This is a genomic window from Phytoamicus setariae (assembly GCF_016722925.1).
In the GTDB taxonomy this organism is placed as follows: domain Bacteria; phylum Pseudomonadota; class Alphaproteobacteria; order Rhizobiales; family Rhizobiaceae; genus Rhizobium_E; species Rhizobium_E setariae.
In genome coordinates this window covers 438,402-452,168 of the sequence record NZ_JAEQNC010000001.1, presented here as the reverse complement: position 1 = coordinate 452,168, position 13,767 = coordinate 438,402, and the positions used below count along the sequence as shown (strand labels likewise).

The following is a 13,767-nucleotide window of genomic DNA, read 5'->3' as shown; positions in this document are numbered from 1 at the left end:
GCTTAGATGATCTCCGTCGCGACGATCTGCAGGCCGAATCCTTCCAGGCCGACATAATGGCGCTCGCGCGATGACAGGATCCGGATCGAGGAGATACCGAGGTCCTTCAGGATCTGCGCGCCGAGGCCGATTTCCAGCCACTCGCTTTCGCGCTCGCGCGCCTGCGCATGGTCTTCATTGCCGTCGCGACCGTGGCCCAGCTTTCTGTTGTGTTCCGATGCGCCGACGCCGACGGACCCTTCGCGGAGATAGATGATGACGCCACGGCGCTCTTCGCCGATGCGCTTCATGTATTTTTCGACGGCGCGCCCCTTGCTGAACACGTCGTCGGCGACGTTTTCCATATGCAGGCGGACCAGCACATCCTCACCGTCGCGAATATCGCCATAGACAACAGCGAGATGCTGCATCGGGTCCCACGGCAGCGAATAAGTATGTGCCTTGGCGAGGCCGTGCTCCGTTTCGATCTGGAAGCTGGCAACGCGATTGACCAGCGTTTCCTTGCGCTGGCGGTAGGCGATGAGATCGGCGACGGATACCTGCTTGAGCCCGTGCTCCTCCGCAAAAGCGGCAACATCCGGACCCCGCTTGACGGTGCCATCATCGTTGACAAGCTCGGAAATGACCCCGATCGGCGGCAGGCTTGCCAGACGGCAGAGATCGACCGCGGCTTCCGTGTGGCCCGAGCGCATCAGCACACCGCCCTCACGGGAAACGAGCGGGAAAATATGGCCCGGCCGCACGAAGTCGAATGCGCTGGCATTGGGGTTGGCAAGATTGCGAACCGTCAGCGTGCGATCGTCGGCGGAGATGCCAGTCGTCGTGCCATGCTTGAAATCGACCGAAACCGTGAAGGCCGTGGTGTGGGCGGAATCGTTTTCGGCAACCATCGCATTGAGGTTCAGCCGCTTGGCTTCCTCCTTCGGCATCGGCGTGCAGACGATGCCCGAGGTGTAGCGAACAATGAACGCCATCTTTTCCGACGTGCAATGGACAGCAGCAACGATCAGGTCGCCTTCGTTCTCGCGGTCATCGTCATCGGTAACCACAATGATTTCGCCGCGCTCGAAGGCGCGGATGGCGTCGACGACGCGCTTCTGATCATATGCCATGCTAGTGTTCCTTATTTCAGTCGGCCGGTCTGGCCGCGGTCCCTCAGATAGTGATCGGCGATCGTGCAGGCCACCATCGCCTCGCCGACCGGAACCGCCCGGATTCCGACGCAGGGGTCGTGCCGACCCTTGGTGCGCAGCTCAACTTCCTTGCCATCCGCATCGATCGAGCGCCGCTCTGTCAGGATCGACGAGGTTGGCTTGACCGCAAAACGGGCGACGACGGGCTGACCCGTGGCAATACCGCCGAGAATGCCGCCCGCATGGTTGGAGAGGAAATACGGCTTTCCGTCATTGCCTATCCGCATTTCGTCGGCGTTCTCCTCGCCGGTGATTTCAGCTGCGCCAAATCCGTTGCCAATCTCCACGCCCTTGACGGCATTAATCGACATCAGGTTCGACGCGATATCTTGATCGAGCTTGGCATAAATAGGCGCACCGATGCCCGCAGGTACGTTTTCTGCGACGATCTCGATGACCGCACCGATGGACGAGCCTTTCTTGCGGATGTCGGAAAGATACTCTTCCCAGACCGGGACGATCTCAGGGTCCGGCGCAAAGAACGGATTGTTGCCGACCTCGCTCCAGTCCCAGTTGTCGCGGTTGATCTTGTGGATGCCGATCTGCACCAGCGCGCCGCGCACCACGACGCCCGGCACGACCTTGCGTGCTAGACTGCCAGCGGCGACGCGAGCCGCCGTTTCACGGGCGGATGACCGCCCGCCACCGCGATAGTCACGGATGCCGTATTTGACGTCGTAGGTGTAGTCGGCATGACCCGGCCGATACTGGCGGGCGATTTCGCCGTAGTCCTTCGAGCGCTGATCGGTGTTTTCGATCAACATGGAGATCGGCGTGCCGGTGGTAACTAGCGTCTCGCCATCGGCATCCGCCATGACCCCGGACAGGACCTTGACGATATCGTCCTCGCGGCGCTGGGTCACAAAGCTCGACTGGCCGGGCTTGCGCAGGTCCATCCAGTGCTGGATTTCGGCGAGCGTGAACCTGATGCCGGGCGGGCAGCCATCGACGACGCAGCCGAGTGCAGGACCATGGCTCTCGCCCCAGGTAGTGACGCGGAAAAGCTGACCGAACGTGTTATGCGACATTGACCCTACCCGCGAGATCGGGGCGAGCAATGCCGCCCCTTCCTTTACTTCGGCGGAACTCATAGTGCCTGTCGACGCGAATTTGAAGCGATTTCAGCATCGGTAGCGTATGAAATCAAAAAACACTGTGTTGAGAAAGATGCGGCACTGCTGCCAGATATTGAACAACCATATAATCCTGCTAACACTTTGCGCGAAAAATGCCGTTTTCCGGGAAAAATTTTGCCATATTCAGGGGGAAGAGATGAGCAGACAACGCGTTGCAAATAACCATACAAAGGGAACGATGATGCGTATTCTCTTCGCCATCCTACTGGGAGCCGCAAGTTTCCTGCTGCCGGTCAACAGTTTCGCGGAAAGCGCCGACGTCGAAGCGGTTATCGAAGGCGTTGATGAAGACCACCTGACATTGGTCCTGAATGACGGCAAGAAGTATCAGGCACCGGAAGAGTTCAACTTCGACGGGCTGAAGAAGGGCGTCAAGGTAGTGGTGTTCTACACGGAAACCGACGGAAAGCGCGTCATCAACGACCTGCAAATTGTCGAGTAGCCATTCAACTTGAATTAACAGCCGGCTGCTAGCTTCGAGCGAGTTTCATGGTTTGCTCGCGGTCGAAATGCTGTCCCAACTCAAAAGCCTCGCCAGGCCCGCGGTAAAGCGGGCGATCATCTCCACAGGACTTGAAGCGACGTCAGCCCTTTCGGCACTTGGTTTCGGCAAGGGCGCTCGCGGGCGCGGCGCGATCTTCACGCTCCATCACGTCCGTCCCAGGTCAGACGACGCTTTCCAACCCAACGACATTCTTGAGATCACCCCGGAATTCCTGGAAACGACGATCCTGACGCTGAAAGCAGAGGGCTACGAATTCGCGCGGCTCGACGACATCCCTGCCCGGTTGGCAGAGCCCGCCGGCCCGCCATTCGCCTGCTTTACCCTGGACGACGGCTTCCGCAACAATGCCGAATACGCCGCGCCCGTGTTTACCCGACACAACGTTCCCTTTCACATCTTCATCGCCAAGGGTTTTGCCGAAGCGACGCATTCCATGTGGTGGGAGACGCTCGATGCCCTGCTCAAGCGCCACGAGAATCTGGAGTACGATTTTGGTTCCGGCAATGAAAAGATTGCCGCCCACGGACCAGCCCAAAAGCTGGCTGCGTTCAACCGCCTTGCCGGTTTCATCAACCGCTCCGAGGAAACGATTGCTGTCGCCAAGATTGACACCGTCGCCCGTTCAATGGGCGTCGATCCGCTCGCCATTACCCGCGAACTGACGATGCGCGGCGACGAACTGCAGGCGCTCGCCACCAACCCGCTGGTTTCCTACGGCGCCCATACGATCAGCCATCGCGGCCTTTCCCGGCTGACACCGGAGGAAACCCGTCGGGAAATCGAACAATCGGCCGATTATCTGGAAACGCTGACCGGACGCCGCCCGGCAAGCTTTGCCTATCCCTATGGCGACGCACGCTCGGTATCCACTGGCGTGCGCTCCATCCTGCGCGCGCTTGGTGTCGGCTTGTCGTTTACGACGACGCCGGGCGTGCTGGTTTCATCCATACTGGCCGATCCCACCGCCATCCCGCGCATTTCGCTCAACGGGCAATACCAGAAAGCGCGCTATGTCAGGGCGCTGGCCTCGGGCCTTCCATTCAAGATAATGGGGTAGATTCTGCATTTGCGCGTGGTTACATGGCTCCTCGGGTCAGACCCGACGATGCCGCAAGCTGGGAATTTTGCGTGACAACCAAAAGCGCCGAGTTTGATGATATGGGCAGACGCCTCAGAAGGGTCATCCTCGGGCTTGACCCGAGGATCCACTAAACGGAAAAGTGTCGCTCGCAGCCGTCAGCTCGTTTGTAGTTAAATTGACGGCACTCGGCAGTCATGCCAACATTCGCGCATGGCGGGATTTGTCTACATCGTCACCAACCAGAAGAATGGAATATTCTATATTGGTGTGACGCGTGACATTGTGCGCAGGGCTTACGAGCACCGAGAAAGTCTGATCAAAGGCGACCTCTATCCGGAGCTTTGGTAGCGGCTCGTGGCCGTGGATCCTCCGGTCAAGCCCGAGGATGACACGCGGAGAGGTATTGGCCTAGCTTCCAGAAGCTTCAGCTTGACGACACGTATAGGGCCCAAACGCTACACTCTCAGGCCCCAATGGAGTCATCGTCGGACTTGACCCAACGATTCAGCTTGCGAGGTCGAGGGCTCCCATCCGGCTCACGGATACATCCGGACCTTCTCCCAGCCGTCGCCCTTGCGGCGGAATTCGATCCGGTCGTGCAGCCGGAACGGACGGTCATGCCAGAACTCGATGGAGACCGGCTTCAGCCGGAAGCCGGACCAATGCGCCGGCCGCGGTATGCGTCCGATCCCGAACTTCATCGTGTATTCGGCCACCGCCTTCTCCAGCGCAAAGCGGCTTTCAAGCGGGCGCGACTGTTTGGATGCCCAGGCGCCGATGCGGCTTCCACGCGGGCGGCTTTCGTAATAGGCGTCGGCCTCTGCGTCGCTGACCAGTTCGATATCTCCCCTCACCCGCACCTGCCGGCGTAGAGACTTCCAGTGAAACACCATGGCCGCCTTCTTCTGGCCAAGAAGCTCCAGTCCCTTCTGACTCTCATAATTTGTATAGAAAACAAAGCCATCATGGTCGAAGCCCTTCAGCAACACCATGCGGACATTCGGCATGCCGTCGGCGTCGACGGTCGCAAGGGCAAGTGCGTTCGGATCGTTTGGTTCGGAGGCGGTCGCATCTTCCAGCCATGTCCCAAACAGAGAAAAAGGCTGATCCGTCTCAGTGAAGTCACCGGTTGTTAACTCATTTTCGCTCATGATCCGCCAAATGCCTTATCAGTTTTAGAGTTTCGGGCCGTATCATTGGGACACATAGCAAAGCCGACAGGCCGCAGAAAGGATTATGTTGCCGCAGCGGCCCGCGTGGTCGCCGTCGCGACACTGTGCGCCTTTCTGGGTGGCTGCATGGGCTTCGGCATGTCGGGATTCGAATCGACTGACAAGAAGCTGACGACAAGCGCTGTCCAAAATAACTACCAGGCGCTGCCGGACTCCGTTTCCGACGAAGTGACGGTTCGTAACGCCGTCAGTTCCGCCGACATTTCCAAGCCCGGCCCGACGAACATTCCATGGGCGAATACCTCTACGGGCAGCGCCGGCGTCATCAATACGATTCAGGAAGAAAACAACGGCAGCTACGTTTGCCGATTATTTACAACTACCAGGCATTCCTATCGCGGTATCGCCAATTTTGGTGGCAAGGCATGCCTCGTCGGCAGCGGCGAGTGGCAGGTTATCAATTTCAAGGAAATCGGCTGAACCGAGGGGGGGGAACAGTGACAGTCGCATCCGCTCCCGGACTTCATTGGGTGTACCCTGATGCGTGATCCCTATTCCATTCTCGGCGTCAACAAGGATGCCGGCCAACAGGAAATCAAGGCCGCCTGGCGGGCGACCGCAAAGGCGTTGCATCCCGACCAGAACCCTGATGATCCCAGGGCGGTCAACCGCTTCACCGAAGCCGGCCGCGCCTACGACCTTCTGAAAGATCCGGACAAGCGCCGCCTGTTCGACGAAGCACGCGCCCGCGCGACCACGCGTGGCAACAAGGAAGCGACCTTCATGGAGCAGCGGGCCGAACGGGCCCGTGCCGAAGCCGAAGCAAAGGCGGCCGCACAGGCCCGCGCCCAGGCAGAAGCCCGCGCAGCCGCTGCGGCTGCTGCGGTTTCGGCACGCGCCAGCGGCGGCGAAACCGCCGGCAAGGAAAGCGCGGAAGACGTCGTTTCGAAGATCTTCGGCACACGCAAGACATCCGAAAAAGCCGAATCACCGGCACAGCAGGCGCAGAGGCCGCAGGCAGAGGCAGCGCGTGCGAACGCACAGCCCGCATATGAAGAGCTGGACCCGGCTTCTACCGAAAAGCCGTCGGAAACGTCCGCCGAACAACGAACATCGCCGGCACTCGAGTTGATGTCCTATCTTCTCAAGCGCCTGACACGTCAGATACCGCCACCCGACAAGGTGCCGGACCTGATCGTCGATGTCGCAGTGAGCATCGAAGACATCCTGAATAGGCTCAATCCCGCCATCACGCTGCCCGACGGTAAATTGCTCAGCATTACCCTGCCCGAGAGCATCAAGGATGGAACAGAAGTTCGCATCGAGGGCTACGGCCATCGCCTGCAGGGGCTGAAACGCGGCGATGTGGTGGCGCGAATAAAGGTCAAGCCGCACCGTTGGTACAGAACCGACGAACACGATCTCAGGACATTCGCCGATATCGACATCGACAAGGCGGTGCTCGGCGGCGAAGCAACCGTCGAGACAATCGATGGGCCGATAGCCATCACGATTCCGGCCTGGTCAGGATCGCAATACACCACCCGCATCGCCGGACGCGGCTTGCCGAAGGGGGCTGGCTCGCGCGGCGATCTGGTCGTGGAGGCACGCGTGATGCTGTGGGACCGGCCCGACCAGAAACTGGTCGACCTGATGCAGTCTTTGCGCAACGGGCTTTATTTGTGACAAGCCGATGACGCTGTTTGCACAGGATTGATGCAAAAACCGCTGGTTTTCCCACTCTCTACACCAAATTTTGCCAACGCTAACATTTGATGATTTCACCGTGCTTGAACCGCCGGTCAGGCTGTGCGATAGGCCGAAACAGAGTTTTTGTTTCAGGAGGGGCCTTCATGGTTCAAACTGCCGGTTTGATGGCGGGCAAGCGTGGCGTCATTATGGGCGTTGCCAACAACCGTTCGATCGCGTGGGGTATCGCCAAGGCCATACACGCGCAGGGTGGCGAAGTTGCGCTCACCTATCAGGGTGACGCGCTGAAGAAGCGGGTGGAACCCCTCGCCCAGGAAATCGGCGGCGTTCTGGCCGGTCATTGCGACGTCAGCGACGAAGCCAGCATCGATGCGCTGTTTGCCGACATCGAGAAGATGTGGGGCAAGATCGACTTCCTCGTCCACGCCATCGGCTTTTCCGACAAGGATGAGCTGAGCGGCCGCTATGTCGATACGTCACCCGAAAATTTCGCCAAGACCATGCAGATTTCGGTGTTCTCGTTCACTTCGGTCGCGCGTCGCGCCGAAAAGCTGATGACCGATGGCGGCTCGATGCTGACGCTGACCTATTACGGCGCCGAGAAAGTCATGCCGAACTACAACGTCATGGGCGTTGCCAAGGCGGCACTCGAGGCAAGCGTGAAGTATCTCGCCGTCGACCTCGGCCCGAAGAACATTCGCGTCAACGCGATTTCCGCCGGCCCGATCAAGACGCTTGCCGCGTCCGGCATCGGCGATTTCCGCTATATCCTCAAATGGAACGAGTACAACGCGCCGCTGCGCCGCACCGTCACCATCGAGGAAGTGGGTGATGTCGGCCTCTACATGCTGTCGGACCTGTCGCGCTCGGTGACCGGCGAAGTCCACCATGCCGACAGCGGCTACCATGTCGTCGGCATGAAAGCCGTCGACGCGCCCGACATTTCTGTCGCCAAGGACTGACAGCAGGAACGGCCGTGACACTTTTCATCATTCGCCACGGCCAGACCGACTGGAACGCCGAATGGCGCCTGCAGGGCCAGAAGGACATTCCGCTCAATGCGCTCGGCCGCCGTCAGGCGACCGAGAATGGCGTGGCGCTCAAGGCGCTTGCCGGCGATCTCGCCCGCTACCGTTTCGTCTCAAGCCCGCTCGTGCGGGCGCGGGAGACCACCGAACTCGTGCGGGTCGCCGCCGGCCTCGATGCTACGGGATATACGCTTGACGAACGCCTGCGCGAAATCTGCTTTGGCGACTGGGAAGGCAAGACCCTCAAGGAGGTTCGCGCCGTCACGCCGGAACTGGTTGCGGCGCGCAGAGCCGACAAATGGCATTTCCTTGCTCCCGGTGCAGATGCCGAAAGCTACGACATACTTTCCAGGCGCGTCGGCGATTGGCTCGACAGCGTCGACAGGCCGACGGTCGCGGTTTGCCATGGCGGCATCATCCGCTGCATTTTCAAATTGACCGGCGCGCTCGATTCCGCCGAGGCGGCCAGTATAGAGATCCCGCAGGACCAGATCCTGAAGTATCAGGACGGCAAGCTGGAGTGGATTGCCAGCGCCGAGATTACCGCGACAGTTGATTAAGTTGAATTCTCGCGCTTTTGCTGCTTAATATTCATCGGTGACGATCACTGGGCAGGACGTTTGGATGAAACGCGCCGAGGCAATTTCCCTGCTGGAAAGCCAGGAGCAGAGCGTGAGGCGCTTTGGAGCAACATCTCTGTACCTATTCGGGTCCACCGCCCGCGATGAAGCGGGGTCCGGCAGTGACCTGGACTTGTTCATCGACTATGATCCAACAGAGAAGTTTTCGTTGCTTGATCTCGTCGGCATCCAACAGCTGCTAGAGGAGGAACTGGCTGTGCGTGTCGATGTAACGACGCGCAGCAGCCTGCATCCCCTGCTCAAGTCCGAGATAGAACAAACCGCAGTGCGGGTATTCTGATGATCGCCCGACGTCCAGATGCCGTCATTCAGGAAATGTCAGACGCAATCGCGGGTATTCTTGCCGCCACCGATGGCAAGACTTTCGCAGATTATCAAGGTAACTGGCTGCTACAAAGAGCCACCGAACGAGCGCTGGAAATCATTTCGGAAGCAAGCAGACATCTTCCTGATGCATTGCTGGCACAGGCACGCGAAATCCCCTGGAAGCAGATTCGCGGCATCGGCAACATTCTGCGGCACCAATATCATAGCGTAGCGGACGAAATCATTTGGGCGGTTATAACCGAGCATATTCGCCCGCTTAAGCTCGCAATGGAGCGGATCAAGTCTCAAACAGCTTGACGTCAGCATACTCTTCGCGGGCGATTTGCGTACAGAAATCGCTCCACGAGCAGCGCAGGCACGCCTTGCGGATCGAGTTGTCGGCAAAGCCGCTGCGAAGCGCGGCAATCATGGCAGCGTCCATCACGAATGGCTCGCCGGATTGGACTGGCACCAGTGCATTGATCGCCTCGACGGCGGTCTGGTCCATTTCGCGCGTGTGCGGCTGGCCACAATCGTGGTCGCTGACGGTTCGACAGTGCTGGGTGAACCCGCCACAGATATCATCTGGGCCTTTGCACAAGATGACCGGCCTGCCGGCCTCGATTTCGCCCACCAGCCTGGTCATGTTTTCAACGAAGGGCTCGGTATAGCCATAGCCCCGATAGGTCAGGACGCACAAAAAATGGTGCCCGCGCAGACGCACGGGCACCATGTTCCGAACTGACCTGTTGTTTGACAAATCAGAGCTTGGCAAAGCGCGATGCGCCCTTGATGACGCCCTTGCCGATCAGTACCGCCAGCGCCATCTTGACGAGGTCGGCGAGCACGAACGGATAGAGGCCGTAGGCCAGCGCGTTCTCGAAGCCATAAAGATAGGCCAGATAGGCAATGCCGAGACCGAAGATCACCACTTCGCCGGCAAGCAGCGTAAGGGCCGCGCCTAGCCAGGACTTGGTCATGCCGCGATCTGCCGCAAAACCCATCAGCGCTGCGGCGCCCAGGAAGCCGAAAAGGTAACCGGCAGTGCCGCCGACGAAGACAGCCGGGCCGAATGCGAAGCCAGCGAATACCGGCAGGCCAATGAAGCCCTCGACGAGATAGAGCGCGACGGTCGCCGTTGCCAGGCGAAAGCCGAAAGTCAGGCCGATCAGCATGACGCCAAGCGTCTGAAGCGTCATCGGGACGGGAAAAAACGGTACCTCGATCTGCGACAGCGCCGCCAAGAAAAGCGAGCCGAGAACGGTGATCGTCGCCTTGCGGGCAAGCGAGCCGCCAAGCATGCTTTCAAGTGTCTGTGCGCCGGATTTTATAGTAATATCAATCATCGAGGTACCCCTCATTGGTGCTACACGGCTCCCTCTGTCACAAACATGCCCGGCATTGTCAATCAGCATTCGCTAAGCAAGCGATGCTTTGATGAGCCATTTTTCGCCGACCAGGTCATGCTCGTTGAAGCATCTGTTGAAAGCGACCAGGGCGCGATGGACCACAATCGCTCCAGCCTCTATATTCGCCGCCATGACAACTAGGCTCTATGAACACTCCGTCTTCCTGCAGCATCAGGTGCCAGAAGGACATCCCGAGCGGCCCGACAGGCTGAGAGCGCTGAATGCGGCGCTTGAGCATCCGCATTTTGCGGGCCTCGACAGGGTCGAGGCGAAAATCGCCAACGAGGATGCAGTGCTCTATGCCCATCCGGAGGCGCATCTGACGCATGTGATGCGGAGCATGCCGGAAGAAGGCCTGCGGCAGATCGAGGCCGATACCCACGCCTGCCCCGAGAGCTTGACCGCCGCTTTGACAGCGATCGGTGGCGCCATGCAGGCGGTGGACGACGTATTTTCCGGAGCCGCCGTCAATGCATTCGTCGCGGGCCGTCCGCCCGGCCATCATGCCGAGCAGGACAAGGTCATGGGCTTCTGCCTGTTCAACACCGTCGCCATCGCCGCGCGCCATGCGCAAAAGGCCTATGGCGTCGAACGGGTGGCGATCGTGGATTTCGACGTCCACCACGGCAACGGCACCCAGGATATTTTTTACAACGATCCTTCGGTGCTGTTCTGCTCGACCCACCAGATGCCGCTTTACCCCGGCACCGGGGCCAAGGACGAAACGGGCGTCGGCAACATCGTCAATGCGCCTCTCGCGCCTGATACCGCCGGCGAATATTTCCGCGAAGCAGTCAAATCGCGCGTGCTACCGGCGCTCGAGAATTTCCGCCCAGACCTGATACTTGTGTCGGCCGGCTTCGATGCCCATTACCGCGACCCCCTCGCGCAGATCAATCTGGTGGGTGACGACTTCGACTGGATCACCGGCAGATTGATGGAAATCGCAGGCAAATATGCCGGCAACCGCCTCGTCAGTGTGCTGGAAGGTGGCTATGATCTCGAAGGCCTCGCCGAATCGGCGGGCCTGCATATTTTGCGTCTGATGAGAGGTTGACGATGTCCGGTGAGAACGAAAAGCCTGAAGTGTCCAGCCTTTCCTTCGAGCAGGCCGTCGCTGAACTGGAAACCATCGTTGCACGCCTTGAGCGCGGCGATGTTGCGCTCGACCAGTCGATCGCCATCTATGAGCGCGGCGAAGCCTTGAAGAAGCATTGCGAGACATTGCTCGATGCCGCCGAAGCCCGCATCGAGAAGATTCGCCTCGACCGCAACGGCAAGCCGACGGGCACTGAGCCGCTCGACGGCGGCTGACCACGACATGTCGCAAAACGTGACACCCAGCAGCGAAACCAACCTCTGGGCCGGCGCTGAAGTATATTTCTGAACAAATCGCCGATAATGGGCAGATGTTCATCCGTTTCCTGGTAAAATAGACGAAGGTTTCCAGGCCGATCTTTAAGGTAAATTAAGCACGTTTTGAGACTATGCTTGCATCGAACTTTTCCTTGCGAGATTCCCATGGCGTCAATTCAGCATAAAATTATCATTGCAAGTATTTCCATTTTTGCACTTTCCGGTGGCGCGACGGGCATTGGCATCTGGTCCGCGGCAAAGCTGACGGACAATGCCGAAGCTGTCACACAGTCCTCCCAGGTGTTGCACAACCATATGCAGGCCGACATGATGCACGATGCGCTGCGGGCCGATGTGCTGGCGTCGCTGCTCGCTGCCAATCCCGCTTCCGGCATCAAGATGGATGCGGTCAAGGCCGATCTGACGGAACACGAGAGTTCGTTTCGCGAAATGATTGCCGCCAACAAGGTGCTGGCAACTGATGCGGCGACTCAGCAAGTGCTTGCGGGAGTGGAAACGCCGCTGCTCAACTATATCGGCAGCGCCACGAAATTAGTGGATCAGGCAGGCTCCGATCCTGCCGCCGCGTTGAAGTCGCTGCCGGATTTCATGACACAGTTTTCGGCACTTGAAGCGGCGATGGAAAGCGCCGGTGACCAGATCCAGGCGGCCTCGGAAGCTGTATCGAAGAAAAGCGCCGACACATCCGGCGTCATCGACACCTTGCTGAAGGTCATCCTCGGATTGACTGCATTGTTCTCGACCGGTCTCTTCCTGCTAAGCCGCAAAACGGTGACCAAACCGATCCTGTCACTGTCCCAGGACATGCAGACACTGGCCAGCGGCCAGACCGATATCGATTGTACCGGCAAGGGACGCAAGGACGAGATCGGCACCATGGCCGCGTCCGTCGAAGTGTTCCGCCAGGCGGCGATCGCCAACAAACGGCTCGAGCACGAGGCAACGGCGGCGCGCGCGCAGGCCGACCGCGACCGCATCGCCGACCAGAGCCGCGCCGAGGCCGATGCGGCCGAGCGCCTGAAGATTGCCACCTCCGGTCTCGCTGCCGGCCTGCAGCGGCTGGCTGCCGGCGATCTGGCCTTCCAGATCGACGAGGCTTTCGCACCCGATTTCGAAGCCTTGCGCCACGACTTCAACAGCTCCGTCAAACAGCTGGGCGACACGATGTCGGCGATCTCAGAGGGCATTTCGGCGATCGACAACGGCACGCAGGAAATCTCCTCCGGCGCCAATGATCTATCGCGCCGCACCGAGCAGCAGGCAGCGTCGCTGGAAGAAACCGCGGCCGCGCTGGACCAAATCACCGCCAATGTCTCCAGTTCCAGCAAGCGGACGGACGAGGCACGCGCTGCAGCGACCGAGGCCAATCACAGCGCGGCAAAGTCTGCAACGGTCGTCAACCACGCCGAAGAGGCAATGCAGCGCATCGAAGCATCTTCGCAGCAGATTTCCAACATCATCGGCGTCATTGATGAAATTGCCTTCCAGACCAACTTGCTGGCGCTGAATGCCGGCGTCGAAGCAGCGCGCGCGGGGGACGCAGGCAAGGGCTTTGCCGTCGTTGCCCAGGAAGTCCGCGAACTCGCCCAGCGCTCGGCACAGGCGGCAAAGGAGATCAAGGGGCTGATTCAGAACTCCACCGACGAAGTCGACAGCGGCGTCAGGCTGGTGCGGGAAACCGGCGAGGCGCTCAAGACGATCAGCCACCAGATCGCCGGCATCAACGAACACATGAATGCCATCGCTACATCGTCCAGAGAACAGTCGACCGGACTTGCCGAAGTCAACACCGCGGTCAATTCGATGGACCAGACCACCCAACAGAACGCGGCGATGGTCGAGCAGTCGACGGCTGCTTCCGCAAGCCTCGCGCTCGAAGCGACAAAGCTTCGCGAGCTGGTCTCGCAGTTCACCCTGCAATCGGCGGTATCCGTCTCGACATCGGCATTGCGCCAGACCGCGAGAGTCATGGCAGAACCTGTGCGCCGCGCCGCCCCCGTTCGCCAGGCGTCTGCGCCGCGAAAGGTCGCCGCTGCCGGTGGTCTTGCGGTGCACACCGGCGGCGACTGGCAGGAGTTCTGAGTTTCGCCAAGCCCGAATACCACACGCCCTCGGAGAAATCCGGGGGCGTTTTGGTTCTGGACCTGAAATGAGTTGACCGCCCCGACCGCCGACACTTAGCCTGCGGTAATGTCGTTCGGGAGGTTTG

The 13,767-nt window shown here is 59.6% G+C and carries 17 protein-coding genes; 12 read left to right on the top strand and 5 right to left on the bottom strand.

Going from position 1 to position 13,767, the window contains the following annotated elements; all coding sequences use genetic code 11:
- Positions 1-2: 2 nt before the first annotated feature.
- Both ribB and aroC read right to left on the bottom strand, forming a co-directional pair.
- Positions 3-1,112 (bottom strand): 3,4-dihydroxy-2-butanone-4-phosphate synthase, encoded by a 1,110-nt coding sequence (gene ribB, locus JJB09_RS02135; protein ID WP_201652332.1) that lies wholly within the window; start codon positions 1,110-1,112, stop codon positions 3-5.
- An 11-nt stretch (positions 1,113-1,123) separates the two neighbouring features.
- Positions 1,124-2,221 carry a chorismate synthase gene (aroC, locus tag JJB09_RS02130; protein WP_201652329.1) on the bottom strand — a complete coding sequence of 366 codons (1,098 nt, stop codon included), beginning with the start codon at positions 2,219-2,221 and terminating at the stop codon, positions 1,124-1,126.
- Between the two features lie 289 nt (positions 2,222-2,510).
- On the opposite strand from aroC, the gene JJB09_RS02125 reads away from it, so the two are divergent.
- From JJB09_RS02125 to JJB09_RS02115, 3 genes are all read left to right on the top strand, one after another.
- Positions 2,511-2,771 (top strand): DUF1344 domain-containing protein, encoded by a 261-nt coding sequence (locus JJB09_RS02125; protein ID WP_201652698.1) that lies wholly within the window; start codon positions 2,511-2,513, stop codon positions 2,769-2,771.
- A 67-nt stretch (positions 2,772-2,838) separates the two neighbouring features.
- On the top strand, positions 2,839-3,891 hold the full coding sequence (locus JJB09_RS02120) for a polysaccharide deacetylase family protein (RefSeq protein ID WP_201652326.1): 1,053 nt from the start codon (positions 2,839-2,841) through the stop codon (positions 3,889-3,891).
- A gap of 234 nt (positions 3,892-4,125) precedes the next feature.
- Positions 4,126-4,263, top strand: a complete 138-nt coding sequence (locus tag JJB09_RS02115; protein WP_201652323.1) for a GIY-YIG nuclease family protein — start codon at positions 4,126-4,128, stop codon at positions 4,261-4,263.
- Between the two features lie 188 nt (positions 4,264-4,451).
- Here the strand turns inward: JJB09_RS02115 and pdxH are convergent, their stop codons facing one another.
- Positions 4,452-5,066, bottom strand: coding sequence for a pyridoxamine 5'-phosphate oxidase (gene pdxH / locus JJB09_RS02110; RefSeq protein WP_201652320.1), 615 nt, complete (start codon positions 5,064-5,066; stop codon positions 4,452-4,454).
- Positions 5,067-5,213: 147 nt separating this feature from the next.
- Between pdxH and JJB09_RS02105 the strand changes: the two genes are divergently transcribed.
- The 6 genes from JJB09_RS02105 (at position 5,214) to JJB09_RS02080 (ending at position 9,090) form a co-directional block, all read left to right on the top strand.
- Positions 5,214-5,567, top strand: coding sequence for an RT0821/Lpp0805 family surface protein (locus tag JJB09_RS02105; RefSeq protein ID WP_201652695.1), 354 nt, complete (start codon positions 5,214-5,216; stop codon positions 5,565-5,567).
- A 60-nt stretch (positions 5,568-5,627) separates the two neighbouring features.
- On the top strand, positions 5,628-6,773 hold the full coding sequence (locus JJB09_RS02100; RefSeq protein ID WP_201652317.1) for a DnaJ C-terminal domain-containing protein: 1,146 nt from the start codon (positions 5,628-5,630) through the stop codon (positions 6,771-6,773).
- A 167-nt stretch (positions 6,774-6,940) separates the two neighbouring features.
- Positions 6,941-7,759, top strand: coding sequence for an enoyl-ACP reductase FabI (fabI, locus tag JJB09_RS02095; RefSeq protein WP_201652314.1), 819 nt, complete (start codon positions 6,941-6,943; stop codon positions 7,757-7,759).
- A gap of 14 nt (positions 7,760-7,773) precedes the next feature.
- On the top strand, positions 7,774-8,385 hold the full coding sequence (locus JJB09_RS02090) for a histidine phosphatase family protein (protein WP_201652311.1): 612 nt from the start codon (positions 7,774-7,776) through the stop codon (positions 8,383-8,385).
- Positions 8,386-8,449: 64 nt separating this feature from the next.
- Entirely contained in the window at positions 8,450-8,746 is a 297-nt protein-coding gene (locus tag JJB09_RS02085) for a nucleotidyltransferase family protein (protein ID WP_201652308.1), read from the top strand.
- Complete coding sequence (locus JJB09_RS02080) at positions 8,746-9,090, top strand: HepT-like ribonuclease domain-containing protein (protein ID WP_201652305.1); 345 nt, start codon at positions 8,746-8,748, stop codon at positions 9,088-9,090. Before JJB09_RS02085 ends, JJB09_RS02080 begins: the two co-directional genes overlap by 1 nt.
- On the opposite strand, the gene JJB09_RS02075 is transcribed toward JJB09_RS02080, so the two are convergent.
- Positions 9,071-9,505 carry a DUF1284 domain-containing protein gene (locus tag JJB09_RS02075; RefSeq protein WP_201652302.1) on the bottom strand — a complete coding sequence of 145 codons (435 nt, stop codon included), beginning with the start codon at positions 9,503-9,505 and terminating at the stop codon, positions 9,071-9,073. The two genes, JJB09_RS02080 and JJB09_RS02075, sit on opposite strands and share 20 nt — an antisense overlap.
- Before the next feature lie 28 nt (positions 9,506-9,533).
- On the bottom strand, positions 9,534-10,118 hold the full coding sequence (locus JJB09_RS02070; protein ID WP_201652299.1) for a biotin transporter BioY: 585 nt from the start codon (positions 10,116-10,118) through the stop codon (positions 9,534-9,536).
- 193 nt (positions 10,119-10,311) lie between these two features.
- On the opposite strand from JJB09_RS02070, the gene JJB09_RS02065 reads away from it, so the two are divergent.
- The 3 genes from JJB09_RS02065 to JJB09_RS02055 all read left to right on the top strand — a co-directional run bounded on the left by JJB09_RS02065 (position 10,312) and on the right by JJB09_RS02055 (position 13,640).
- Positions 10,312-11,238 carry a histone deacetylase family protein gene (locus tag JJB09_RS02065; RefSeq protein ID WP_201652692.1) on the top strand — a complete coding sequence of 309 codons (927 nt, stop codon included), beginning with the start codon at positions 10,312-10,314 and terminating at the stop codon, positions 11,236-11,238.
- A 2-nt stretch (positions 11,239-11,240) separates the two neighbouring features.
- Positions 11,241-11,495 (top strand): exodeoxyribonuclease VII small subunit, encoded by a 255-nt coding sequence (locus tag JJB09_RS02060; RefSeq protein ID WP_201652296.1) that lies wholly within the window; start codon positions 11,241-11,243, stop codon positions 11,493-11,495.
- A gap of 207 nt (positions 11,496-11,702) precedes the next feature.
- Positions 11,703-13,640: a methyl-accepting chemotaxis protein gene (locus tag JJB09_RS02055; RefSeq protein ID WP_201652293.1), complete on the top strand. Its 1,938-nt coding sequence runs from the start codon at positions 11,703-11,705 to the stop codon at positions 13,638-13,640.
- The last annotated feature ends 127 nt before the right edge of the window (positions 13,641-13,767 follow it).

Coding starts and splice junctions, on each gene's coding strand:
- ribB (WP_201652332.1), bottom strand. CDS start 1,112: ATGGCATATGATCAGAAGCGCGTCGTCGACGCCATCCGCGCCTTCGAG.
- aroC (WP_201652329.1), bottom strand. CDS start 2,221: ATGTCGCATAACACGTTCGGTCAGCTTTTCCGCGTCACTACCTGGGGC.
- JJB09_RS02125 (WP_201652698.1), top strand. CDS start 2,511: ATGCGTATTCTCTTCGCCATCCTACTGGGAGCCGCAAGTTTCCTGCTG.
- JJB09_RS02120 (WP_201652326.1), top strand. CDS start 2,839: ATGCTGTCCCAACTCAAAAGCCTCGCCAGGCCCGCGGTAAAGCGGGCG.
- JJB09_RS02115 (WP_201652323.1), top strand. CDS start 4,126: ATGGCGGGATTTGTCTACATCGTCACCAACCAGAAGAATGGAATATTC.
- pdxH (WP_201652320.1), bottom strand. CDS start 5,066: ATGAGCGAAAATGAGTTAACAACCGGTGACTTCACTGAGACGGATCAG.
- JJB09_RS02105 (WP_201652695.1), top strand. CDS start 5,214: ATGGGCTTCGGCATGTCGGGATTCGAATCGACTGACAAGAAGCTGACG.
- JJB09_RS02100 (WP_201652317.1), top strand. CDS start 5,628: ATGCGTGATCCCTATTCCATTCTCGGCGTCAACAAGGATGCCGGCCAA.
- fabI (WP_201652314.1), top strand. CDS start 6,941: ATGGTTCAAACTGCCGGTTTGATGGCGGGCAAGCGTGGCGTCATTATG.
- JJB09_RS02085 (WP_201652308.1), top strand. CDS start 8,450: ATGAAACGCGCCGAGGCAATTTCCCTGCTGGAAAGCCAGGAGCAGAGC.
- JJB09_RS02080 (WP_201652305.1), top strand. CDS start 8,746: ATGATCGCCCGACGTCCAGATGCCGTCATTCAGGAAATGTCAGACGCA.
- JJB09_RS02075 (WP_201652302.1), bottom strand. CDS start 9,505: ATGGTGCCCGTGCGTCTGCGCGGGCACCATTTTTTGTGCGTCCTGACC.
- JJB09_RS02070 (WP_201652299.1), bottom strand. CDS start 10,118: ATGATTGATATTACTATAAAATCCGGCGCACAGACACTTGAAAGCATG.
- JJB09_RS02065 (WP_201652692.1), top strand. CDS start 10,312: ATGACAACTAGGCTCTATGAACACTCCGTCTTCCTGCAGCATCAGGTG.
- JJB09_RS02060 (WP_201652296.1), top strand. CDS start 11,241: ATGTCCGGTGAGAACGAAAAGCCTGAAGTGTCCAGCCTTTCCTTCGAG.
- JJB09_RS02055 (WP_201652293.1), top strand. CDS start 11,703: ATGGCGTCAATTCAGCATAAAATTATCATTGCAAGTATTTCCATTTTT.